The organism is Streptomyces griseomycini (genome assembly GCF_014203535.1).
Taxonomy (GTDB): Bacteria; Actinomycetota; Actinomycetes; order Streptomycetales; family Streptomycetaceae; genus Streptomyces; species Streptomyces griseomycini.
In genome coordinates this window covers 184,304-207,141 of record NZ_JACHJI010000011.1, presented here as the reverse complement: position 1 = coordinate 207,141, position 22,838 = coordinate 184,304, and the positions used below count along the sequence as shown (strand labels likewise).

Annotated in this window: 18 protein-coding genes, 2 pseudogenes and 1 riboswitch; of the genes and pseudogenes, 17 read left to right on the top strand and 3 right to left on the bottom strand. The window is 72.6% G+C overall.

What is annotated here, in order from left to right:
- The 5 genes and pseudogenes from FHS37_RS28505 to FHS37_RS28485 form a co-directional block, all read left to right on the top strand.
- Positions 1 to 130: pseudogene (locus FHS37_RS28505) on the top strand (flavodoxin-dependent (E)-4-hydroxy-3-methylbut-2-enyl-diphosphate synthase); the annotation flags it as partial.
- A gap of 29 nt (positions 131 to 159) precedes the next feature.
- Entirely contained in the window at positions 160 to 2,073 is a 1,914-nt protein-coding gene (gene dxs, locus FHS37_RS28500; RefSeq protein ID WP_184826385.1) for a 1-deoxy-D-xylulose-5-phosphate synthase, read from the top strand.
- The gene (locus FHS37_RS28495; protein ID WP_184826383.1) at positions 2,070 to 3,485 is read left to right on the top strand and encodes an aspartate aminotransferase family protein; all 1,416 of its coding nucleotides are present in this window, start codon (positions 2,070 to 2,072) and stop codon (positions 3,483 to 3,485) included. The genes dxs and FHS37_RS28495 overlap by 4 nt, the downstream gene beginning before the upstream one ends.
- Before the next feature lie 68 nt (positions 3,486 to 3,553).
- Positions 3,554 to 4,177: a helix-turn-helix domain-containing protein gene (locus FHS37_RS28490; RefSeq protein WP_184826381.1), complete on the top strand. Its 624-nt coding sequence runs from the start codon at positions 3,554 to 3,556 to the stop codon at positions 4,175 to 4,177.
- Positions 4,174 to 4,302, top strand: a complete 129-nt coding sequence (locus FHS37_RS28485; RefSeq protein WP_184826379.1) for a DUF6126 family protein — start codon at positions 4,174 to 4,176, stop codon at positions 4,300 to 4,302. The genes FHS37_RS28490 and FHS37_RS28485 overlap by 4 nt, the downstream gene beginning before the upstream one ends.
- A 10-nt stretch (positions 4,303 to 4,312) precedes the next feature.
- On the opposite strand, the gene FHS37_RS28480 is transcribed toward FHS37_RS28485, so the two are convergent.
- Complete coding sequence (locus FHS37_RS28480) at positions 4,313 to 5,110, bottom strand: tyrosine-protein phosphatase (RefSeq protein ID WP_184826377.1); 798 nt, start codon at positions 5,108 to 5,110, stop codon at positions 4,313 to 4,315.
- Positions 5,111 to 5,802: 692 nt separating this feature from the next.
- Positions 5,803 to 5,966: riboswitch (cyclic di-AMP (ydaO/yuaA leader) on the top strand.
- Positions 5,967 to 5,968: 2 nt separating this feature from the next.
- Here FHS37_RS28480 and FHS37_RS28475 point away from each other — a divergent pair.
- Positions 5,969 to 6,907 (top strand): M23 family metallopeptidase, encoded by a 939-nt coding sequence (locus FHS37_RS28475; RefSeq protein ID WP_184826375.1) that lies wholly within the window; start codon positions 5,969 to 5,971, stop codon positions 6,905 to 6,907.
- Positions 6,908 to 7,113: 206 nt separating this feature from the next.
- A complete protein-coding gene (locus FHS37_RS28470; protein ID WP_184826416.1) occupies positions 7,114 to 7,899 on the top strand; it encodes an SGNH/GDSL hydrolase family protein in 786 nt (261 codons plus the stop codon).
- Positions 7,900 to 7,985: 86 nt separating this feature from the next.
- Here the strand turns inward: FHS37_RS28470 and FHS37_RS28465 are convergent, their stop codons facing one another.
- Positions 7,986 to 8,606 carry a TetR/AcrR family transcriptional regulator gene (locus FHS37_RS28465; RefSeq protein ID WP_229890311.1) on the bottom strand — a complete coding sequence of 207 codons (621 nt, stop codon included), beginning with the start codon at positions 8,604 to 8,606 and terminating at the stop codon, positions 7,986 to 7,988.
- Between the two features lie 202 nt (positions 8,607 to 8,808).
- Here FHS37_RS28465 and FHS37_RS28460 point away from each other — a divergent pair, with 202 nt between their 5' ends.
- The 3 genes and pseudogenes from FHS37_RS28460 to FHS37_RS39945 all read left to right on the top strand — a co-directional run.
- Positions 8,809 to 10,038: an MBL fold metallo-hydrolase gene (locus tag FHS37_RS28460; RefSeq protein WP_184826373.1), complete on the top strand. Its 1,230-nt coding sequence runs from the start codon at positions 8,809 to 8,811 to the stop codon at positions 10,036 to 10,038.
- Between the two features lie 185 nt (positions 10,039 to 10,223).
- A complete protein-coding gene (locus FHS37_RS38925; RefSeq protein ID WP_221500412.1) occupies positions 10,224 to 10,373 on the top strand; it encodes a hypothetical protein in 150 nt (49 codons plus the stop codon).
- 103 nt (positions 10,374 to 10,476) lie between these two features.
- Positions 10,477 to 10,610: pseudogene (locus FHS37_RS39945) on the top strand (nuclear transport factor 2 family protein); the annotation flags it as partial.
- Positions 10,611 to 10,633: 23 nt separating this feature from the next.
- On the opposite strand, the gene sbnA reads toward FHS37_RS39945, so the two are convergent.
- The gene (gene sbnA, locus FHS37_RS28450) at positions 10,634 to 11,674 is read right to left on the bottom strand and encodes a 2,3-diaminopropionate biosynthesis protein SbnA (protein ID WP_184826368.1); all 1,041 of its coding nucleotides are present in this window, start codon (positions 11,672 to 11,674) and stop codon (positions 10,634 to 10,636) included.
- Positions 11,675 to 12,100: 426 nt separating this feature from the next.
- On the opposite strand from sbnA, the gene FHS37_RS28445 reads away from it, so the two are divergent.
- The 7 genes from FHS37_RS28445 (at position 12,101) to FHS37_RS28420 (ending at position 22,788) form a co-directional block, all read left to right on the top strand.
- The gene (locus FHS37_RS28445; RefSeq protein ID WP_184826366.1) at positions 12,101 to 14,803 is read left to right on the top strand and encodes a Pls/PosA family non-ribosomal peptide synthetase; all 2,703 of its coding nucleotides are present in this window, start codon (positions 12,101 to 12,103) and stop codon (positions 14,801 to 14,803) included.
- Positions 14,804 to 14,856: 53 nt separating this feature from the next.
- Positions 14,857 to 17,418 (top strand): non-ribosomal peptide synthetase, encoded by a 2,562-nt coding sequence (locus FHS37_RS28440; protein ID WP_311136972.1) that lies wholly within the window; start codon positions 14,857 to 14,859, stop codon positions 17,416 to 17,418.
- 57 nt (positions 17,419 to 17,475) lie between these two features.
- On the top strand, positions 17,476 to 18,516 hold the full coding sequence (locus FHS37_RS39940) for a TauD/TfdA family dioxygenase (RefSeq protein ID WP_193474793.1): 1,041 nt from the start codon (positions 17,476 to 17,478) through the stop codon (positions 18,514 to 18,516).
- Between the two features lie 910 nt (positions 18,517 to 19,426).
- Positions 19,427 to 21,298 carry a sensor histidine kinase gene (locus FHS37_RS28435; RefSeq protein WP_184826364.1) on the top strand — a complete coding sequence of 624 codons (1,872 nt, stop codon included), beginning with the start codon at positions 19,427 to 19,429 and terminating at the stop codon, positions 21,296 to 21,298.
- An 80-nt stretch (positions 21,299 to 21,378) separates the two neighbouring features.
- Positions 21,379 to 21,813 (top strand): roadblock/LC7 domain-containing protein, encoded by a 435-nt coding sequence (locus tag FHS37_RS28430; protein ID WP_184826362.1) that lies wholly within the window; start codon positions 21,379 to 21,381, stop codon positions 21,811 to 21,813.
- A 2-nt stretch (positions 21,814 to 21,815) separates the two neighbouring features.
- On the top strand, positions 21,816 to 22,187 hold the full coding sequence (locus tag FHS37_RS28425) for a DUF742 domain-containing protein (protein WP_184826412.1): 372 nt from the start codon (positions 21,816 to 21,818) through the stop codon (positions 22,185 to 22,187).
- Positions 22,165 to 22,788, top strand: a complete 624-nt coding sequence (locus tag FHS37_RS28420) for a GTP-binding protein (protein WP_184826360.1) — start codon at positions 22,165 to 22,167, stop codon at positions 22,786 to 22,788. Before FHS37_RS28425 ends, FHS37_RS28420 begins: the two co-directional genes overlap by 23 nt.
- Positions 22,789 to 22,838 lie beyond the last annotated feature (50 nt).

Here is a 22,838-nt window from a genome sequence, read left to right as displayed (position 1 = left end):
GGGCGAGGTCATCAAGACCGTTCCCGAGTCCAGGATCGTCGAGACGCTGATCGAAGAGGCGATGAAGCTCGCCGAGCAGATGGAGAAGGACGGCGCGGCGTCGGGGGAGCCGGCCGTCACCGTGAGCTGAGCAGCACGGAATGCGAAGGGGGCCCGAGCGTGACGATCCTGGAGAGCATCCGGCAACCGCGCGACCTGAAGGCGCTGTCCGAGGCGGAACTCGGCGAACTGTCCCACGAGATCCGGGAGTTCCTGGTGCACGCGGTCGCCAGGACCGGCGGTCACCTCGGGCCCAACCTGGGGGTGGTGGAACTCACCGTCGCCCTGCACCGGGTCTTCGAGTCACCGGCCGACCGGATCCTGTGGGACACCGGTCACCAGAGCTACGTCCACAAGCTCCTGACCGGGCGTCAGGACTTCTCCAAGCTGCGGGGCAAGGGCGGACTGTCCGGCTACCCCTCGCGCGAGGAGTCCGAGCACGACGTCATCGAGAACAGCCACGCCTCCACGGCGCTCGGCTGGGCCGACGGGCTCGCCAAGGCCCGCCGGGTGCAGGGGGAGAAGGGACACGTCGTCGCGGTGGTCGGCGACGGCGCGCTGACCGGCGGCATGGCCTGGGAGGCGCTGAACAACATCGCCGCCGCCAAGGACCGGCCGCTGATCATCGTCGTCAACGACAACGAGCGCTCCTACGCCCCGACCATCGGCGGCCTCGCCAACCACCTCGCGGCCCTGCGCACCACCGACGGCTACGAACGCGTGCTGGCCTGGGGCAAGGACGTACTGCAGCGCACACCCGTGGTCGGCCCCACCGTCTACGAGGCCCTGCACGGCGCCAAGAAGGGCTTCAAGGACGCGTTCGCCCCCCAGGGCCTCTTCGAGGACCTGGGTCTGAAGTACGTGGGCCCGATCGACGGGCACGACATCAGGGCCGTGGAGTCCGCGCTGCGCCGCGCCAAGCGCTTCCACGGGCCCGTCCTGGTCCACTGCCTCACCGAGAAGGGCCGCGGCTACGAACCCGCCCTGGCCCACGAGGAGGACCACTTCCACACCGTCGGCGTCATGGACCCGCTCACCTGCGCGCCCCTCGCGCCGTCCGGCGGACCGTCCTGGACCTCGGTGTTCGGCGAGGAGATCGTCCGGATCGGGGAGGAGCGCGAGGACGTGGTGGCGATCACCGCCGCCATGCTGCATCCGGTGGGCCTCGGCGCCTTCGCCGAGCGGTTCCCGGACCGGGTGTGGGACGTCGGCATCGCCGAGCAGCACGCGGCCGTGTCCGCGGCCGGCCTGGCGGCCGGCGGCCTGCACCCGGTCGTCGCCGTCTACGCCACCTTCCTCAACCGCGCCTTCGACCAGCTGCTGATGGACGTGGCGCTGCACCGCTGCGGCGTCACCTTCGTGCTGGACCGGGCCGGTGTCACCGGCGTCGACGGGCCCTCGCACAACGGCGTGTGGGACCTGTCCGTCCTCCAGGTCGTCCCCGGCCTGCGCATCGCCGCGCCCCGCGACGCCGACCAGCTGCGCGCCCAGCTGCGCGAGGCGGTCGCCGTCGACGACGCGCCCACCCTGATCCGGTTCCCGAAGGAGTCCGTGGGCCCGGCCGTCCCGGCGCTGGACCGGGTCGGCGGCACGGACGTGCTGCACCGGGCGGAGGCGCCGGAGGTGCTGCTGGTGGCCGTCGGCGTGATGGCGCCGGTCTGCCTTCAGGCCGCCGAACTGCTCGAGGCGCGCGGCATCGGGTGCACCGTGGTCGACCCCCGCTGGGTCAAACCCGTCGACCCGGCCCTGCCCCGGCTGGCCGCCCGGCACCGTCTGGTGGCCGTCGTCGAGGACAACAGCCGGGCGGCCGGGGTCGGCTCGGCGGTGGCGCTGGCGCTGGGCGACGCCGAGGTCGACGTACCCGTACGGCGGTTCGGCGTCCCGGAGCAGTTCCTCGCGCACGCCAAGCGCGGCGAGGTGCTCGCCGACATCGGCCTGACACCGGTCGAGGTCGCCGGACGCATCAGTGCGAGCCTCGCCGTCCGGCAGGAACTCGCGAAACAGTCACCGGACCGACAGGAGCACCAGGCATGACCACTGCGGAGTCCGCGTCGGAGTCGTCACGGACGGGGGGGTTCGACCTCGGCGCGCTGCTGGCCGAGCGCGGAGCCGAGCGCTACGAGCTGCACACCCGGTACCTCAACCACCAGCTCCCGCGCATGCTGCACACCCTCGGCTTCGACAAGGTCTACGAGCGCGCCGAGGGCGCCCACTTCTGGGACGCGGACGGCAACGACTACCTGGACATGCTCGCCGGGTTCGGGGTGATGGGCCTGGGCCGGCACCACCCCGTGGTCCGCAAGGCGCTGCACGACGTCCTGGACGCCTCCCTCGCCGACCTCACCCGCTTCGACTGCCAGCCGCTGCCCGGGCTGCTGGCCGAGAAGCTGCTCGCGCACAGCCCCCACCTGGACCGGGTCTTCTTCGGCAACAGCGGCACGGAGGCGGTCGAGGGCGCGCTGAAGTTCGCCCGGTACGTGACCGGCAGGCCGCGCGTGCTGTACTGCGAGCACGCCTTCCACGGTCTGACCACCGGCTCCCTGTCCGTCAACGGCGAGTCCGGCTTCCGGGACGGGTTCGCCCCGCTGCTGCCCGACACGGCCGTGCCGCTCGGAGACCTCGACGCGCTGGAGCGGGAGCTGCGCAAGGGGGACGTCGCCGCACTGATCGTCGAGCCGATCCAGGGCAAGGGCGTGCACGAGGCCCCGCCCGGCTACCTGCGCGCCGCGCAGGAGCTGCTGCACCGGCACAAGGCGCTGCTGATCGCCGACGAGGTGCAGACCGGCCTGGGGCGGACCGGCGACTTCTACGCCTACCAGCACGAGGAGGGGGTCGAACCGGACCTGGTGTGCGTGGCCAAGGCGCTCTCCGGCGGCTACGTGCCGGTGGGCGCCACGCTCGGCAAGGACTGGATCTTCCGGAAGGTCTACTCGTCGATGGACCGGGTGCTGGTCCACTCGGCCAGCTTCGGGGCCAACGCCCAGGCGATGGCGGCCGGCCTCGCGGTGCTGTCGGTCATGGAGGACGAGCAGATCGTCGCGAACGTCCGGGCCACCGGAGAGCTGCTGCGGACCCGGCTGGCCGCCCTGACCGGGAAGTACGAGCTGCTCGCCGACGTCCGGGGCCGGGGCCTGATGATCGGCATCGAGTTCGGCCGCCCCCGGTCGCTGAAGCTGCGCGGTCGCTGGGCCGTGCTCCAGGCCGCCCGCAAGGGGCTCTTCGCGCAGATGGTGGTCGTACCGCTGCTGCAACGGCACCGGATCCTCACCCAGGTCTCCGGCGACCACATGGAGGTGATCAAGCTGATCCCGCCGCTGATCATCGGTGAGCGGGAGGTGGACCGGTTCGTGGGCGCCTTCACCGCGGTGATGGACGACGCGCACGACGGCGGCCTGGTGTGGGACTTCGGCAGGACGCTGGTGAAGCAGGCGGTCGCCCACCGCTGAACGCTCCCGCGGTTTGCCTCGGAGGCAAGAAAATTGCCTCCGAGGTAAATCTCCGGCTGAATGGGGGCATGAGCCCCTCCGAGACGGAGCCGTCGGCCGAGCCGGCCGGCGCGCTCCCCGTGGTCGCGCCGCAACTGCGCGCCCTGCGGCGGCGGGCCTCCCTCACGCTGGAGGCCGCCGCCCGAGACGCGGGCCTGTCGCCCGCCCACCTCTCCCGGCTGGAGACCGGGCAACGCCAGCCCTCGCTCCCGATGCTGCTCTCCCTCGCCCGCACCTACGGTACGACGGTCTCCGAACTGCTCGGTGAGGGGGCCGCCGACCGGGACGCCGTGGTGCGCGCCGCCGACATGGAGCCCACCGCCGCGGGCGGCTGGACGTACTGGCCGGCCGGTGCCCCCGGGCGCGGCATGCAGGCCCTGCGGGTCCGTGTGCCGCACGGCGCCCAGGGCGACATCGTGCGCGTCCACCCCGGCGAGGAGTGGCTGTACGTCCTCAGGGGACGGCTGCGGCTGCGCCTCGGGGAGACCCTGCACCGGCTCGGTCCGGGCGACAGCGCGCACTTCGACTCGCTGACCCCGCACCGCATCGCCGCCGCGGACCCCGACGGGGTCGAGCTCCTGTTCGTCCACACCCTGCTGCAGAGTCCCACGGCCGCGCTGTGCCTGGGCCCGACCCACGGAGAGACACCATGACCGGCAAAGACATGGAGGAGAAGTTCCCCCGCGCCCTGTGGGTGAGGCTCTTCATCTACGTGGTGGTGGGCCACGTCTTCGCGGCCTTCATCTACTTCCTCTTCGAGGTGGCTCCGAAGAAGTAGGTCCCGGCCCTCAGTCGAGGAGGCGCTCGCGCAGCCGCTCCCGGGTTTCGGGGGTGAGCCCGAGCGCCTTCTCCAGGTAGGGGTCCACGCCGCCCCAGGTCTCCTCGACGGTCTCGAAGGCGGCCGACAGGTACTCCGCGCGCGCGTCGAACAGCGGGCTGAGCAGCTCCATGACCTCGGGGGAGTAGGCCGAGGCGGAGCTGCTGCTGCGGTGCACCTTGTAGCGGCGGTGCCTGGCGTTGGACTTCAGGTAGTCGTCGAAGATCGCGTCACGCTCGACGCCCAGTGCGAGCAGCGTCACCGCCACCGACAGGCCCGCCCGGTCCTTGCCCGCCGCGCAGTGCATCAGCGCGGGGACGCTGTCCTCGGCGAGCGAGCGCAGCACCCGGGAGTGCTCGGCGGTGCGCTCCTTGACGATCATGCGGTACGAGGCGATCATCCGGTCCGCGCCCTTGCCGTCCGCGAGGATCGAGCGCAGCTGGTCCAGGTCGCCGTCGCGCACCATCTTCCAGAACTCCGCGCCGTCGGCCGGGTCGCTCAGCGGCAGGTTCACATTGCGCACGCCCGGCAGCTCGACGTCCGGTCCCTCCAGCTTCTGGTCGGCCGCGTTGCGGAAGTCGAAGATCGTGTGCAGCCCCAGGGAGGACAGGAAAACGACGTCCTCCTCGGTCGCGTGGGCGAGGTGACCGCTGCGGAACAGCATCCCGTGCCGCACCCGGCGACCGTCCACGGTCGGCAGTCCGCCCACGTCACGGAAGTTGCGCACGCCGGTCAGCTCGGGTTCGGTCGACGGGATTTGCTGCGTCAACGGGGGCTCCTCCCACTCGGTGCCGCCGGCGAGGCTCGTCGGCGGACATCACTTGACGATACGACACGGCTGCCCGGGGCAATGAGTTGTCCACCGGCGCGGCCGGTGGACCCGGCGGTCCCCGACGGGGCGGTGTCCGTGCGTGTCCGTGTCCGTCTCCTCGAGTCCGTTCGAGTCCCCACCGGACGGGAGCGGGGAGCGCCCCGTCGAAGGCGGCCCCCGCCCCGTCCCCGTGCGCACGCGCCTGTCCCCGTGCGCACGCGCGAGCGGCGCGGCGCCGGGCGGGCGCGGGCGAGACCTGTGTCACTCCGGTCGTCGCCGGGCCGTGGAGCGACGGCGGGTCCGGTCTTCCCGGGCAGCGGCAGCGGATGCCCGTGATCGACCGATTCAGGTGTTCTGTCCGATTGGGTGCATTCGGCATAACGTGCCCCGGAAAAGGGGGAGATGGGGAGGAGGTGCGTGAGCATCGTCATACCGGTGACGATGTGTTATTGCCATGTCCACGTAATTCAGGCGGACGACAAGGGAATTCGGAGGGGAAGCGGAATCCCGGTTGACGCTCGGTGACGCCCTCCGTGCCCGTGGATCACGGGAAAAGGGGTTCGTGGAGAACCTCGTGCTTGTCCCTTTGCACCGTGGTCGCTTACGTTCGCCACCGATCCGGACGGACGCCTAATCCTGCCGCCGTTCGGAGCCCGCACACACTGACCCGTGTACGGCAGGAGCGGGGGACCCACAGGTACGACTGCCTGTTCCGGTCTCCGGAACGGCTTGGGGTTAAGTCGCGTCGCAGCGCGGCCGGGCATCTCCAGCCCGAACCCGACAGCTCACCTCGTAGGCGCCGGAGAGGAATTCGCCATGCCCGCGAAGGGTAAGCACCGCCGTCCCAAGACCCAGCGTTTCACCCGCTCCATCGCCGCGGCCGGAACCGGTGGCGCCGCGCTCGCCCTGCCGCTCCTCGGTGCCGCCGGCGCTCACGCCGCGACGCCGCAGACGGCCCCCGAGAAGGCCGTTCAGTCCCTTTCCGCCACCGGCCAGAAGGCCGCCGCGGAAAAGGGCGGCGACGCCCGCACCTACACCGTGAAGGCCGGCGACTACCTCGCGAAGATCGCCGAGAGCGAGGACGTCGACGGCGGCTGGAAGAAGCTCTACGCGGACAACCGCGAGACCATCGGCGAGGACCCCTCGCTCATCCACCCGGGTCTGAAGCTCTCGGTCGACGGCGAGGCCGCCACCGGTGCGCCGGAGAAGTCCTCCTCGCCGAAGGCGTCCGCTGCCGCGCCCTCCGGCGCGTCGAAGTCCTCGTCGCCGGAGGAGTCCCCCGAGCCCGCGCAGTCCACGGAGTCCGCCGCCGGGGACGCCGCGCCCGCCGGCCAGGCCGCGAGCGCCTCCGGTTACAGCTCCCCGGTGCCCGGCGGCGGCGTCGGCACCGGCTACAAGGTGGCCGGCAGCATGTGGTCCAGCGGCTACCACACCGGTGTCGACTTCAGCGTCCCGACCGGCACCTCCCTGAAGGCCGTCGGCGCCGGCACGGTCGTCTCCGCGGGCTGGGCCGGTGCGTACGGCAACCAGGTCGTCATCAAGCTCGACGACGGCTACTACGCCCAGTACGCCCACCTGTCCTCGCTGTCCGTCTCGGCCGGCCAGACCGTGAGCGCCGGACAGCAGGTGGGCCTCTCCGGCTCGACCGGCAACTCGACCGGTCCGCACCTGCACTTCGAGATCCGCACCTCGCCGAACTACGGCTCGGACGTGGACCCGGTCTCGTACCTCCGCTCGAAGGGCGTCTCCCTCTGACCCCGGCGGGACGACCTGCCTGACACGCCGCCGAAGGCCGGACCCCGATCCCCGGGTCCGGCCTTCGGCGTGTTCCGGAGTCGGTCAACTTTTTGAGAGTGGCTTATCTCACCGACCGTCAACCCTTTCCTACGGTCGCGTAGGTCACATTCGAAGGTGAATCATGTGCTGCTGTGGCAGACGATTCGAAGAATGACAGCAGAACAGTGATCGGGTCGTACGTGGCGGTGGGGGACAGCTTCACCGAGGGCGTCGGTGACCCCGGCCCCGACGGGGCGTTCGTCGGCTGGGCCGACCGGTTCGCCGTGCTTCTCGCGGACCGCCGGCCCGAAGGCGACTTCCGGTACACGAACCTCGCGGTGCGCGGCAAACTGCTGGACCAGATCATGGCGGACCAGCTTCCCCGGGCCGTCGAACTCGCCCCCGATCTGGTCTCCTTCTGCGCGGGCGGCAACGACATCATCCGTCCGGGCACCGACCCGGACGAGGTGGCCGAGCGCTTCGAACGGGCGATCGCCGCGCTCACGGCCGCCGCCGGCACGGTCATGGTGACGACCGGGTTCGACACCCGTGGCGTGCCCGTGCTCAAGCACCTGCGCGGCAAGATCGCCACCTACAACGGGCACGTCCGGGCCATCGCCGACCGGTACGGCTGCCCCGTGCTCGACCTGTGGTCCCTCAAGAGCGTCCAGGACCGCAGGGCCTGGGACGCCGACCGGCTGCACCTGTCGCCCGAGGGGCACACGCGCGTGGCGCTCCGCGCGGGCCAGGTCCTCGGCCTGGAGGTCCCGGCCGACCCGGAACAGCCCTGGCCGCCCCTGCCGCCCCGCGGCACGCTCGAGATCCGGCGGGACGACGTCCACTGGGCACGGGAGTACCTGGTGCCGTGGATCGGGCGCCGCCTGCGCGGGGAGTCGTCGGGCGACCACGTGAGGGCCAAGGGGGCCCTGTCGCCGGACGACATCAAGGTGCGGATCGCGTCGGTGGCGTGAGACCGGTGCGGTGAGCCGCGTCACCGGACGGCGGGCGCGGCTCACGGGCACGCCCCCGGCGCCCCGCCGGTCGCGCCGGCGCCGGTTCAGCGCGCCGGCGCCGTCAGCGCCTTCCGGTCCAGGCCCAGTTCCCGGGCCAGCGCCTCGTCCGCCCACGCGCGCGCCCGCGCCCGCGACACCGCGCCGTCGTAGGACGTCAGCTGCACCGCGAACCCGTCGAGCAGGGCGGTCAGCCGCAGGGCCGACGCGGCGGGGTCCGGGCACCGGAACTCGCCCGCCGCCACGCCCTGGGCGATGACCTCGGTGATCGCGGCCTTCCACCGCCGGTCCAGGTCCCGGGTGACCTCCCGCAGCGCCGGCTCGCGCAGGGCCACCGCCCAGCCCTCGATCCACAGCCGCCAGCCCTCGGCCCGGCCCGTGGGGGCGTACCACCGCACGGCCGACCGCAGCCGGTGCACCGCCGTCGTGCGACGGCGGAGCAGCTTGCGCAGGTGTGCGAGGTCGCCCTCGGCCGCGTAGGCGAAGGCGGCGGCGACCAGCTTCTCCTTCGTCGAGAAGTGGTAGAGCACCAGCGCGTTGCTCACGCCGAGCGCCGAGGCCACGTCGGAGACCCTGACGGCCGCCACACCCCGCGCCTCGATCTGCTCGACGGCGGCCCGCAGCATCTCCTCGCGCCGCTCGGCCACGCTCAACCGCACCCTGGTCACGTCGTCCACCCTAGTCCGCCGTCCCCTGTGCCATCCAACACCCCCGCTCCTCAAGGGCGTTCGGGTGCGGGGCCACTTCCGGGGACCGTGACCGCACGTCGTCCCGCGGGTCTCCGCGGGGCCCGGACCACCCGGTCCGGCACCCCGCCGTCGGACCGTACGCACATAATGGGATGCCTGACCGACTCCACTTGGAGGTGCCGTGGCCGGTTCCCCTTCCCAGAGCCCCGGGTTCCGCGCGCTGCGGCCCGCGGCCTTCGGCGCGGACCCCCGTGGTGAGCGCATGGCGCGCATCCGCAGGTCCCCGCACTTCAAGGACGGGGTGTTCCAGAACCCGGGGGGCACCGCCCGGACGCGCCCCTCGGGCTCGACGCGGGGCCTGGCGAAGGCCTTCCTCGACAAGGACTCCCGGTCGCGGCGCGCCCCCAGGGGCACCGTGCCGGTGCACGCCACCACGCTCGCCGACATCTCCCGGCCCCCCGCCACCGGGCTGCGCCTGACCTGGATGGGCCACTCCAGCGTGCTCGCGGAGATCGACGGGCAGCGGATCCTGTTCGACCCGGTGTGGGGCGAGCGCTGCTCGCCGTTCCCCTTCGCCGGACCCAGGCGGCTGCACCCCGCGCCGCTGCCCCTGGCCGCGCTCGGGCCGGTCGACGCCGTCGTCATCTCGCACGACCACTACGACCACCTGGACCTGCCCAGCATCAGGGCGCTGGCCGGCACCGACACCCTGTTCGCCGTCCCCCTGGGCGTCGGAGCGCACCTGGAGCACTGGGGAGTGTCCGCCGGCCGGCTGCGCGAGCTGGACTGGCACGAGACGACGAGGATCGGCGGACTCGCCCTGACCGCCACCCCGGCCCGCCACTTCTGCGGCCGGGGCCTGCGCAACACCCAGCACACCCTGTGGGCCTCCTGGGTGGTCGCCGGGGAGGAGCACCGGATCTACCACAGCGGTGACACCGGCTACTTCGAGGGCTTCAAGGAGATCGGCGCCGAGCACGGCCCGTTCGACGCCACGATGATCCAGATCGGCGCGTACTCGGACTTCTGGCCCGAGAACCACACGGACTGCACACCGGAGCCCGGTGCCTGGCCGGACATCCACATGAACCCCTCCCAGGGCGTGCAGACGCACCTCGACCTGCAGAAGGGCGAGCCGGGCGGTGTGATGCTGCCGATCCACTGGGGTACCTTCAACCTCGCCCTGCACCCCTGGGACGAGCCCGGGGAGTGGACGAAGGCCGCCGCCGACGCCGTGGGGCAGGCGATCGCCCTGCCCGTCCCCGGACAGCCCTTCGAGCCGGGCGGGGACCTCCCGACGCGCCCTTGGTGGCGCGACGTGGCCCAGCCTGCCCGCCACGTCCACAAGTGGCCCGTCCCCGAGATCGCGTTGAAGACGACTCGTGGCCTGGACCTGGTGGGGGAGGACTGACCTCGGACGAACCGGAGCGGGGCGCGGACGTCCCGGCGGGACGCGGCGGTCACGGTACGGGGCCGGACGACCGGCTGCGCAGGCGCCGGCCCGGCCGGGGGCCGAGGAAGGCGGCGGCCCGGCGCGGTCCGGCCCGGACGGCGCGCCGTCCGGTGGGCGGAGGCGTCGTGGAAGGGGGCAGGGCCGTGTCCGGAGTCGCTGCCGCCGGGCGGGCTGAGGGCGTGGGCGACGGCGGCGAGCATCGCCTCCGGGTGGCCGACGACCTCGTCGGCGTCGCGCCGCAGGCGGAGCAGATCGTTCACCCCCGCGTCGACGGCGGCCGGGCCGGGGCGTAGGACCAGGCAGCCCGGACCTCGACGACCGGGTCGTCGCGCAGGAGGAAGGGCTGGGCGGCGCGGGCCGGGAAGCGGTCCGGTGCGGCCGGGCCGGCGGCCCGCGCCCTTCGGGGGCAGGCCGCGACGGTGCCGGGCCTCTTCGGGGTACTGCTGCGCACCTTCGAGGACTTCCCCCGCACCGGCGACTCCGCCGGCGCGTCCCGCACGAGCGCCGACGGCACCGGGGCGCCGTCGGCCTCGCGGCCGCACCGGCCGGTCGGTCACACCGGCCGGTCCGCGGAGGGCGCGGGCCGCGGCGGCCTGGGGGCCAGGCCGCGGGGGAAGTGGGCGGCGACCGCCTGCGGGTCGAGCATGTCGTCGCCGTAGAGGTCCTGCACCCAGTTGGTCTGGTAGACGGTTTCCAGATAGCGCTCGCCGAGGTCGGGGGCGATGGCCACCGCGGTCGGCCGCCGGCGGTGCCCCGAGTGCCGGGCGAGCCACTGGGAGGCGCCGCTGACGACGGTGCCGGTGGAGCCGCCGAAGACGAACCCGCGTCGCGCCAGCCGGTGGCAGGTGCGGATGGTGTCGGCTTCGCTGACGTGGATCACTTCGTCCACGTACGAGTCGTCCAGCAGCGGCGGACGGACGCTGGTGCCGAGGCCGGGGATCATGCGCCGGCCCGGGGTGTCCCCGAAGGTGACGGATCCCTCCGTGTCGATGGCGACGACGTGCACCCGCCTGTGCCAGTCGCGGAAGTAGCGGGCGCAGCCCATGAGGGTGCCCGTGGTGCCGGCGCCGACGAAGAGGACGTCGAGGTCGGGGAAGTGGCGGGCGATGGCGGGGGCGGTGGTGCGGAAGTGAGCCATGTGGTTGTTGGGATTGGTGTACTGGTTGAGCCACACGTAGCGGTCGTCCGAGGCGCACAGCGCGCGCACGTGGTCGATGCGCGCGGCGAGCAGACCGCCGTCGGGGGCGGGCTCGGTGACGATGTGGACCTGACCGCCGAGGGCTTCCATGAGCAGCCGGGTGGGCAGGTTGCACCGGGAGTCGGTCACGCACACGAACCCGTAGCCCTTGCTGGCCGCGATCATGCTCAGGGCCACGCCCAGATTGCCGGAGGAGGATTCGACGAGGACCGAGTCGCTGTCGAGACGGCCCTCTCGTTCGGCGGCCTCGACCATCTCGGCGGCGGCTTTGAGCTTGATGGAACCGGCGAAGTTGAATCCCTCGCACTTGAGGAACAGCCGGTGGCCGATGATCGCCTCGAGGTCGACGTAGAGGTCTTCCTGGTTGAAGGCCTGGGGGGTGGATATGACCGGCACGATCGCCTCCTGGACTGTGGTGACCCGTCTCGTGCCGCTCGTCGGTGATGCGGGCGGCTGACGGAGGACATCGCCTGCCGGGGGCGACGTCTGTGGGACCCCTCCAGTACGCGCGGTCGTCCCGGTCGTGTCATGCCACCGGATCTCGGGGCTTGACGGCACCCGGGTCGTCGCGTAGAAGCACGCGCCCTTCGTCGTCCGAGGCGGGGTCCGACGCGGGCTCGGTGCTTCCCGCCTGCGAATTTCCCGGCCCATAGACGCTCCTGGTGCGTGGTGTCAAGTAACGAGATCCAGCGGCATGACGTGGATCGCGCCGCCCCGGCCTACTGGAGAGGCGGGCGTCAGGAGCCGGCCACGAAAAGCCCTGGCGCCTCCACGGGGGAGGAAGCCACCGCCCGCCCTCACACAGACGACACCGGAGCTCACATGGCAGGGAATCCCACCGGCACCTGGACCGTCGCACCGTCCGGCGTCTCCACGTGCCCCGACGAGAACGGCAGCGGCAGGACCGGTGACGGGTCCGCCGACCCGAAGGCCCGTACCGCACGGCTTCTGGCGGAGGTGCTGGCCGACGTCGTGCGCGTGGAGCAGGTGCCGGAGGACAGTCACTTCTTCCACGACCTGGGCGCGGATTCGCTCGTGATGGCCCAGTTCTGTGCGCGCGTCCGCAAGCGGGCGGACCTGCCGTCCGTGTCGATGAAGGACGTCTACCGGCATCCCACGGTCGAGAGCCTGGCCACCGCGCTCACCGGACCCGCAGCCGCGGCCCCCGCGGCCGTGGCCCCCGCAGCCGCCGACGCGGCGGCCACGGGCAGCGCGTCCACGACCAGCGCCCCGACGGCCACCGCGTCCCCGGCCGGCGCGTCCGTTCCCGTCCAGCCGTCCGGTCCGGCGTCCGTTCCGGCCTCCAGCCCGGCGCCCACCCCGGCCTCCGTTCCGGCGCGGGCGGGCACACGGCAGTACCTGCTCTGCGGAACGCTGCAGTTCCTGTTCTTCCTCGCGTACTCCTCCCTGACCGCCCTGGCCGCGGTCCGGGGCTACGCATGGATCAGCGACGCCTCCGCCCTGACGGACCGCTACCTGCGTTCCGTGCTGGTCGGCGGTGCCGGCTTCATCGGCCTGTGCGCCGTGCCGGTCCTGGCCAAATGGACGCTCATCGGCCGGTTCGAACCACGTCAGTTCCCCGTGTGGAGCCTTTCCTACGTGCGTTGGTGGGTCGTGAAGACCCTGATCCGCACGAGTCCTCTGCGCCTGTTCACCGCGTCGCCGTTGTACGTGCTGTACCTGCGGGCGCTGGGCGCGAACATCGGACGTGACGTCGCGATCTTCTCCACGCACATCCCCGTGTGCGCCGATCTGCTGACGATCGGGGACGGGACGGTCATCCGCAAGGACGCACTGTTCTCCGGTTACCGCGCCCATGCCGGCCTCATCCAGACCGGCCCGGTCACTCTCGGCAAGGACGTCGTCGTCAGCGAACAGACGGTCCTCGACATCGACACCTCCATGGGCGACGCGTCCCAGCTCGGGCACGCCTCCGCCCTGTACGCCGGGCAGGCCGTGCCCGCCCGGGAGCGCTGGCACGGGTCACCGGCGGAGCCGACCGGCACGGACTTCCGTACGGTGGAGGCCGCCGACTGCTCCACCGCCAGGAAGGTCCGCTACAGCGTCGGGCAGCTGCTGGCCCTGCTGCTGGGGTACCTGCCGCTGACCACGGCCGGCACGACCCTGCTGCTCGCCGCGGCGCCACAGCTGAACGCATTTCCCGGTTCCGGATCGACGCCGTTCGTCGGCCGGGACTTCTGGCTGGGGGCCCTGGCATCGTCCCTCGTGGTGTACTTCGGCGCCGCCTTCGCCGGACTTCTCATCCAGGGCACGGTGCCGCGCCTGCTCAGCCTGGCCGTCAAGCCGGACAAGGTCTATCCCCTCTACGGCTTCCACTACGGCCTGCAGCGGGCGATCGCCTTCCTGACCAACAGGAAGTTCTACACCAGGCTCTTCGGCGACAGCTCGGCGATCGTCCACTACCTGCGCTACATCGGCTACGACCTGGCCCGTGTCACGCAGACCGGATCGAACTTCGGCGTGGAGGTGAAGCACGACAACCCGTTCCTGAGCTCGGTGGGCGGCGGCACGATGGTCGCCGACGGCCTGTCGATCATCAACGCCGACTTCTCCAACTCGTCGTTCTCGCTCTCCCGCGCCTCGATCGGAGCGCACAGTTTCCTCGGGAACCGCATCGCCTATCCGTCACGGTCCAGGACCGGCGACAACTGCCTGTTGGCGACCAAGGTCATGGTGCCCGTCGACGGAGAGGTGCGGGAGGGCGTCGGTCTGCTGGGTTCGCCGCCCTTCGTCATCCCGCGGACGGTGATGCGGGACACCCGGCTGAGTCACCTCGAGAGCGGCGGCGAGCTGCGTCGCCGGCTCGCCGCCAAGAACCGGCACAACGCCGTCACCGCGGTGGCGTACCTGCTGGCGCGGTGGTTCCACGTCTTCGTCGTCACCCTGCTGGCCCTGGGAGCCACGACCCTTCACGCCTCCTTCGGTGCAGCGGTGATCGCGCCGGCCGTCCTGCTCACCCTCGTCTTCACCGTCTGCTACTTCGCGCTCCTCGAACGGGCCGCCACCGGTTTCAAGGCCCAGGAGCCGCTGAACTGCTCCATCTACGAGCCGGCCTTCTGGCGGCACGAACGCTTCTGGAAGATGTCGGCGGTCGATCACGCCCGGCTCTTCGACGGAACCCCGTTCAAGAACGTGGTCCTGCGGCTGCTGGGTGCCCGTATCGGCAAGCGGGTCTTCGACGACGGCTCCTCCTTCCCGGAGCGGACGATGGTGACGATCGGGGACGACTGCACCCTCAACGCGGGCACGGTGGTCCAGTGCCACTCGCAGGAGGACGGCGCCTTCAAGTCCGACCGCACCGCGATCGGCGCCGGCTGCACCCTCGGCGTCGGCGCGTTCGTCCACTACGGCGTGACCATGGCCGACCACGTCGACCTCACCTGCGACTCCTTCCTCATGAAGGGCGAACACGTCCCGTCGCACGCCCGGTGGGGCGGAAACCCGGCCCGTCACCTGCCCGACGACACCCCCCGCCCGCACGTCCTCGGGGCAGCCCGCGCCTGACGCCGCGCACACGTGCCCCGCCCCCCACGACCCGAGCACAAGGACAGACCCAGATGGCACTCCACACCCTCGCCGATCGCGACTTCTGGCACGGTGCCCTGACCGCCTCCGGCGGCTTCACGCCCCTTCCGCGCTGGACCCGCGATCCGGTCGCCGGCCTGGCCGAGCACCACGCGCCGATCCCCGTCAGCCACGCCACGGCCCTGCACCGTCTGGCAGACGACCTGGCCGTGCCGCTGAGCTCCGTGTTCCTGACGGCGCACGCCAAGGTGCTGGCCGCGCTGACCGGTGAACCCGACGTCACCACCGGCTACGCCGCCACGGACAGCGGCCGGCCGCTCCCGTGCCGGCTGACGACAGCCGCCGGCTCGTGGCGGGCCCTTCTGGCACACACCCACGAGGTCGCCGCGCGGCTGCTCGCCCACCGCGCTGACCCGGTGGATGACCTCAGGTGCGAACTCGGCCTGACCGAGCCGCTGTTCGAAACCGTGCTCGAGGTGACCGGTGCCGACGGCGACCCCCTCGGCACCGGCGGCGAGTCGGCTGCCGACGACGTCGAGCGGGACCCGGAAGCAGTGCTGAGGGTGGCCGTCGTGCGCCACGACGACGGCCGGCTCACGCTGCGGCTGCGCTACCGCACCGACGCCCTCGACGCCGACAGCGCCGCCCGCATCGCCGGTTACCACCTCACCGCGCTCTCCCTCATCGCCGCCGACCCGGACGCGGACCACGCACGGCAGAGCCTGCTGTCGGCCGAGGAGCTGCGCTTCCAGCTCGAGGGACTCGCCGGGCCGCACCGCAGCCTGCCCGACGCCCGGGTCCACGAGCTGTTCGAGCAGCGGGTGAGGCTGCACCCGCACGCGGTCGCGGCCGTGCACGGCAACCAGCAGTGGACGTACCGGGAGCTCAACGCCCGCGCCAACCGGCTGGCCCGCGCGCTGCTGGCGCGGGGACTCGACCGTGAAGGCGTCGTCGCGGTGGTGACGGACAGGAACCTGGACTGGCTGGCCGCCGTCCTGGCGGTCTTCAAGGCGGGCGGTGTGTACCTCCCCGTCGAACCGCATCTGCCCGCCGAGCGGATCAGGGCCATGCTCGCCCGCTCCGGGTGCAGGCTCGTGCTCGCCGAACTCGCCGTCACCGACAGCCTCCGGACCGCCCTCGTGCCGATGCCCGCGGTCCGGATCCTGCTCACCGACACCGCCTACGAGGAGGGCCACGCCGCGTGTGATCTCGGGGTCGCCGTCGCGCCGGACCAGCTCGCCTACGTCTACTTCACCTCCGGTTCCACCGGAGAGCCCAAGGGTGCCATGTGCGAGCACGCGGGGATGCTCAACCACCTCCGCGCCAAGATCGAGGACCTGGAGATCGGCGAGGGGCGGGTGGTCGCGCAGACCGCGCCCCAGTGCTTCGACATCTCGCTGTGGCAACTGGTCTGCGCTCTGCTCGTCGGCGGGCGGACGCTGCTGGTCGAGCAGGAGGTGATCCTCGACGTCGAGCGGTTCGTCGACCGGATCGTCCGCGGCCGGGTCGCCGTCCTGCAGGTCGTGCCCTCGTACCTGGAGGTCGTCCTGACGTACCTGGAGCAGCACCCGCGGGAGCTGCCCGACCTGCGGTACGTGTCGGTGACCGGCGAGGCGCTGAAGAAGGAACTCGCCCAGCGCTGGTTCGCCGCCGAGCCCGGCATCAGGCTGGTCAACGCCTACGGCCTGACCGAGACCTCCGACGACACCAACCACGAGGTCATGGACCGCGCGCCGGAGGGCGACCGGGTCCCGCTCGGCCGGCCGGTCGGCAACGTGCATCTCTACGTCGTCGACGAGCACCTGAACCCGGTGCCGCTCGGCGCGCCGGGCGAGATCGCCTTCTCCGGGGTCTGCGTCGGCCGCGGCTACGTCAACGACCCCGACCGCACCGAGCGGGCCTTCCTGCCCGATCCGCACCGCGCGGGGGCCCGGCTCTACCGCAGCGGCGACCGGGGACGCTGGCTGCCCGACGGCAAGCTGGAGTTCCTCGGCCGCCGCGACACCCAGGTCAAGATCCGCGGGTTCAGGATCGAGGTCGGGGAGATCGAGAACACCCTGCTGCAGGTGCCCGGCGTCCGCGACACCGCCGTGGTGGTCGTCGAGCGGCCCGACCACAGCGCACATCTGGTGGCCTTCTACTCGTCCGCGCAGCCCCTCGCCACCGGTGCCCTGCTGGACCGGCTCGGAGCCGCACTGCCCGCGTACATGGTCCCTTCGGCCGTCCACCGGAGCGAGGCGCTCCCCCTGACCGCCAACGGCAAGGTCGACCGGAAGGCCCTGACGGCTCTGGCCACCCGGCTCCACCCCGCCGAGGACGACGCCCAGACGCCCGGTGCCCCCGGTACGCCCACCGAGCGGCGGCTGGCAGCGGCCTGGGCGGGCGTGCTCGGCATCCCGCAGAGCCGGATCGGACGCCACGACCACTTCTTCGATCTGGGCGGCACCTCACTGACGGCCGTGAAGCTCGCCATCAGCCTGGACCGCGTGGTGTCCCTGGCGGACATCACCCGCCACCCCGTCCTCACGGACCTGGCCGGACTCGTGGAGGACCTCTCCGACCGGCAGTCGACCGCACGGTCGGACTCGGCCTGACCGCAGGCCTTCGTCAGCGGCACGGAACTCCCCGACACCGAGAAGAGGACAAGGACGATGTCACTCCCCACCTCCACCGCCCCCACGCCCGCCGCCGTGCCCGCGCGGCTCGGGACGGCCCTGGACGTGCACCACGGCAAACCCCCCGTCCTGCACGCCCACCCCCACGCCTCCGAGGACGCGCCGGGCTGGGCGGCCGAACACCGCCACACCCTCCGCGGCCTCGTCACCGAACACGGCGCGCTCCTCGTCCGCGGCCTCGGTCTGCGCGACACCGGCCAGGCCGGCGCCGTCTTCCAGCACCTGGCTCCCGGCCTCATGACGGAGAGGGAAGCCTTCGCGCCCCGCCGCGCCTGCGCGCCGGGCGTCTACTCCTCCACGGCGTGGCCGGCCAACCAGCCCATGTGCATGCACCACGAACTCAGCTACACCCACGCACCGCCCGGCCTCCTGCTGCTGGCCTGTCTCACACCGCCCCGCACCGGCGGAGCCACCGCCCTCGCCGACGCCCCCACCGTCCTCGACGCGCTCCCGCCCCGCCTGGTGCGGCGGTTCGAAGAGGAGGGCTGGCTGCTCACGCGGACGTACAACGACGAGATAGGGGCCTGTTGGGAGGAGTCGTTCGGTACCGACGACAGGGCCGCCGTCGAGGACTACTGCCGCGCCAACGCGATCGAGTGCGCGTGGCAGCCCGACGGGACCCTGCGCACCCGCCAGCGCCGCCGCGCCGTGGTACGCCATCAGGCAACCGGCCGGCGCTGCTGGTTCAACCAGATCGCGTTCCTGAACGAGTGGACCATGGCTCCGGAGGTACGGGAGTACCTCGTCGACGTCTACGGCCCCGACGGGCTGCCCTTCAACACCCGCTTCGGGAACGGCGACCCGATCGGCGAGGACGTCGTCCGGCTGATCGACGCGGTGTACGAGAGCCACACCGTGCGCGAGCCGTGGCGGGCGGGGGACCTGATGCTCGTGGACAACGTCCGCACCGCCCACAGCCGAGAGCCCTTCGAACCACCGCGCGACGTGGTCGTCGCCATGGCCGAACCGCTGCCCCCGACCACCTGCGCGCCCGTCCCCGACGGGAGCGCCCGATGACCGCGTGCCGCTCCGACGCCCACGCCCACCCCCGCGCCATGGAGCCCGCCGTACCCGAGCAGATGAGCGCACCGCCGCCGACCGCCGTGCCACCGTTCGCGGTGATCCCCGGCGCCCAGGCCCAGCACGTCCTGCGGGCCGGGAACGGCGGATCGTGGACCTGGCCGAGGCGCCCACCGGCCACACGCCGCCGGGGACCCGGCGAACCCGCCGTCGTGCTTCCTGCGGTTCCCCGACCGGCAGGCCGCGCGATCGGACGCCCTTCGTCACGGTGAGTGATGTTCTGGCCGAGGGGTGGGGGAGTCCGCGGTCTCCGAGGGGGTGCGGAGGGGCGGTCGGGGGCCGACGGGGTGCGGACGACGGCGGCCGGAGGGCCGGGGTTCCCCGGTCGCCGCACTTCCCGCATGACCGCTTGTGACCAGGTGGGATCGTTCTCTTTCCATGTGTGGCCCTGGGTTCGTGAGGGTTATCGGGCTGTCGTACGAAACCTCATACCAGAGCGGGATGCTGTCCGCATGAGTTTGTCAACTGCCCACCGCACATGATGCGCTGGCGACTACGGTGAGTGTCGGTCGGGCGACGCATGGCCGACACCCTCGGCCTGCCCAGGCTCTCCCGACCGGTACGGCGACACCGCTGACGACTCGGATCGACGGGCGCACCGCGCAGCCGGGCCGCGTCGACCGGTGTCGATCAGGTCGGACCAGGGAGCGGGGACGGGTACGTGCAGGCACAAGGCGGACGAGGGAGCCGACGGGGCGACGGGCCCCGCCACCAGGGCCCGGCGGACGTCCCGGGCACGACCGGTGCGCAGGCGTCCACCGGCACCACGGTCGCGGCCCGCGAGCCCGGCCGCACCGCCGTCCGCTCCCCCGGGACCCAGGACCGACGGACCGGTCCGGGGGAGCCGGTGCCCGACCTCCGTGCCCCGGCCGTCCGCCCGGACCGGCGCGAGGGCGGACGGCACGGGCGGCCGTCCGCCCGGACCGCTCCCGCGCTGCCCGAGACGCACATACGGTCACAACTGCTGCGTCTCGCCGTCCTCCCGCCCGTCGCGGTGGCCCTCGGCGCCTGTGCGGCCGTGCTGTTCACCGTCCGCTCGACCGGGGCGCGGCCGAGCCCCACCCTGTGGGGCGTGCTCGGCGGCGCGACGTCGGTGACGCTCGCCGGCATCGTCATCGCCGCCGTGGCCGCCGACCGCGCCGCCCGGTCCGTGCACGACCGCATCGACACCCTGCGCCGGAGCACCGCCCGGCGCGAGGCCGACCTGCGCGCCCTCGTCGAGACGCTGCGCCGTGGCGAGGGCCCGCCCCCGCACCGGCAGCAAGGGGGACCGGCCGCGGACGCCGACGACTTCGACCTGCTCGCCGCCGACCTCGCCCGCGCGCACGAGGGTGCCGTCACCGCCGTCGTGCAGGCGTCCCGGCTCTCCAGCCAGGCGGGCAGCGAACAGAAGCTCGAGGTGTTCGTCAACCTCGCCCGGCGCCTGCAGTCCCTGGTGCACCGGGAGATCTCGATCCTCGACGAGCTGGAGAACGAGATCGAGGACCCCGACCTGCTCAAGGGCCTCTTCCACGTCGACCACCTCGCCACCCGCATCCGCCGCCACGCCGAGAACCTCGCCGTGCTCGGCGGGGCCGTCTCCCGGCGGCAGTGGAGCAACCCGGTCCCCATGACGGAGGTGCTGCGCTCGGCCATCGCCGAGGTCGAGCAGTACTCCCGGGTCAAGCTCGTACCGCCGATCGACGGCACCCTGCGCGGGCACGCCGTCGCCGACGTCATCCACCTGCTCGCCGAACTCGTCGAGAACGCCACGGTGTTCTCCGCCCCCCACACCCAGGTGCTGCTGCGGGCCGACCTCGTCACCTCCGGGCTCGCCGTCGAGGTCGAGGACCGCGGGCTCGGCATGCCGGTCGGCGAACAGGACCGGATGAACGCCCTGCTCGCCGACCCCGACCAGGTCAATGTCGCCAGCCTGCTGGCCGACGGCCGCATCGGTCTGTTCGTGGTCTCGCAGCTCGCCAGGCGGCACGGCATCCACGTCCGCCTCCGGACCAACATCTACGGCGGGGTCCAGGCCGTGCTCGTGGTGCCGCAGGCACTGCTCGGTACGGAGCCGGGAGCCGCCGGCGGCGGACAGGGCGCGGCCCGGCAGCCGCACGACGGCGGCACCGACGGGCTTCCGCCGGCCCGTCACCTGCCGTTCGCCCCCTCACCCGGGGACGCGCCGGCGCCGGGGACCGCGCACGGCGGCGGACCGGTGCCGGGTCCCCTGGTGCCCCCCACGCCCGTGACGCCTCCGGCCACCCCGCCGCAGCGCGGCGCGGTCGCCCCGCCGCTGCCCGTGCGGGGAGCCCGCGCGGTACGGGCCGACCCGGCCGAGGCCGTGGCCGGCGTCCACCACGACGACCGGCACGACCACGCGGAGAACGGGACCACTCCCCTCACCCCGCGCACCGGCACGGTGCGCGGCACGATGGGCAGGCCCCGGCTGCCCCGCCGCCGCGCCCAGGAGCACATCGCGCCCCAGCTCCGCGACGCCCCCGCACCCCGCCAGGACACCGAACACGTCGCCGGTCACGACCCCGACCTGATGGCGGCCTTCCAACGGGGGTTCGGCCTCGCGGAGTCCCAGCAGCAGCTGGAGCGCGGCCACGCGGACCCCGCCCGCCCCGCGGGCGAGCGCCCCGCGCCCGACGGCACCGGGCCGGCGCTGCCCGCACCCCGCACCGACCACCCCGACCGCACCGTCCGGCACGACGGGAGCGCCCCCGCCGGATGACCACGCCCCTCTCCACCCCGACCCCCACCCCCATGCCCAGCGCTCCCGCAGACCTTCGTACCCCAAGGAGTCGATCCACCATGGCGAGCGATGCGCCGACCGCCCATGTATCCGATCTCGACTGGCTGATGAGCGGCCTCGTGCAACGCGTACCGCACACCAGCAGCGCCGTACTGCTCTCCTGCGACGGACTGGTGAAGTCCGTGCACGGCCTCGACGCGGACAGCGCCGACCACATGGCCGCCCTGGCGTCCGGCCTGTACTCCCTCGGCCGCAGCGCCGGCATCCGCTTCGGCGACGGCGGCGACGTCCGCCAGGTCGTCGTCGAGCTCGACTCGACGCTGCTGTTCGTCACCACCGCCGGCTCCGGCACCTGCCTCGCCGTGCTGGCCGGCCGCGAGGCCGACGCGGCGGTGCTCGGCTACGAGATGGCGATGCTGGTCAAGAGCGTCCGGCCGTACCTGATGACCGCCCCCCGGCAGCCGGCCGCCGAACCCCCGGCGATGAGGCCTTGAACGTGACGGCGGCCGGCGACGAACCCTGGCTCGACGACGCGGCCGGTCGACTGGTGCGCCCTTTCACGGTCAGCAACGGCCGCACCCGGCCCACCGTCGCGCTCGACCTCATGTCGCAGGTGAGAGCCACCGGCACCACACCCCTCGGCTACCTCGGCCCCGAACACGCGCAGGCGCTCGACCTGTGCCGCGCCCCCGTCCCGGTCGCCGAGGTCGCCGCCCACCTCAGGCTGCCGGTGGCCGTCACCAAGGTGCTGCTGGCGGACCTCGTCGACTGCGGGGCGCTGACCGACGAACCCCCCGCGTTCCACCACACCCCGACGGACCGGGCCCTTCTGGAGGCAGTGCTCGATGGACTACGACGACAGCTCTGACCGCGTCGACGGCGCCGGCACCGAACCGTTCCCCACGGCACTCAAGATCCTCGTGGCGGGCGGGTTCGGCGTGGGCAAGACGACCTTCGTCGGTGCGGTCAGCGAGATCGCGCCGCTCAGCACCGAGGAACTCCTCACCACGGTCAGCGCCGGCACCGACAACCTCGACGGCATCGAGAACAAGGTCGAGACGACCGTGGCCATGGACTTCGGCCGCATCACCCTCGACGCGGAGCACGTGCTGTACCTGTTCGGCACTCCGGGCCAGGAGCGGTTCTGGTTCATGTGGGACGAACTCTGCGAGGGCGCGCTCGGTGCGGTCATCCTCACCGACACCCGGCGACTGGAGGAGTGCTTCGCCGCGGTCGACTTCTTCGAGCAGCGCGGGCTCGGCTTCATCGTCGCCGTCAACGAGTTCGACGGCGCCTTCCGCTACGACCCCGGGGAGGTGCGCGCCGCCCTCGACCTCCCCGAGGAGGTCCCCGTGGTGTGCTGCGACGCCCGGATCTCCAGCTCCGGCGTCCAGACCCTGCTGACCCTGGTCCGGTACCTCATCTCCCACGCCCCGGCCCCCACGACGGGGTACGGCGCCCACATGTGACCCCCGCACACCTCACGGAGCCCGTACATGATCTTCGCCCGTACCCCGGG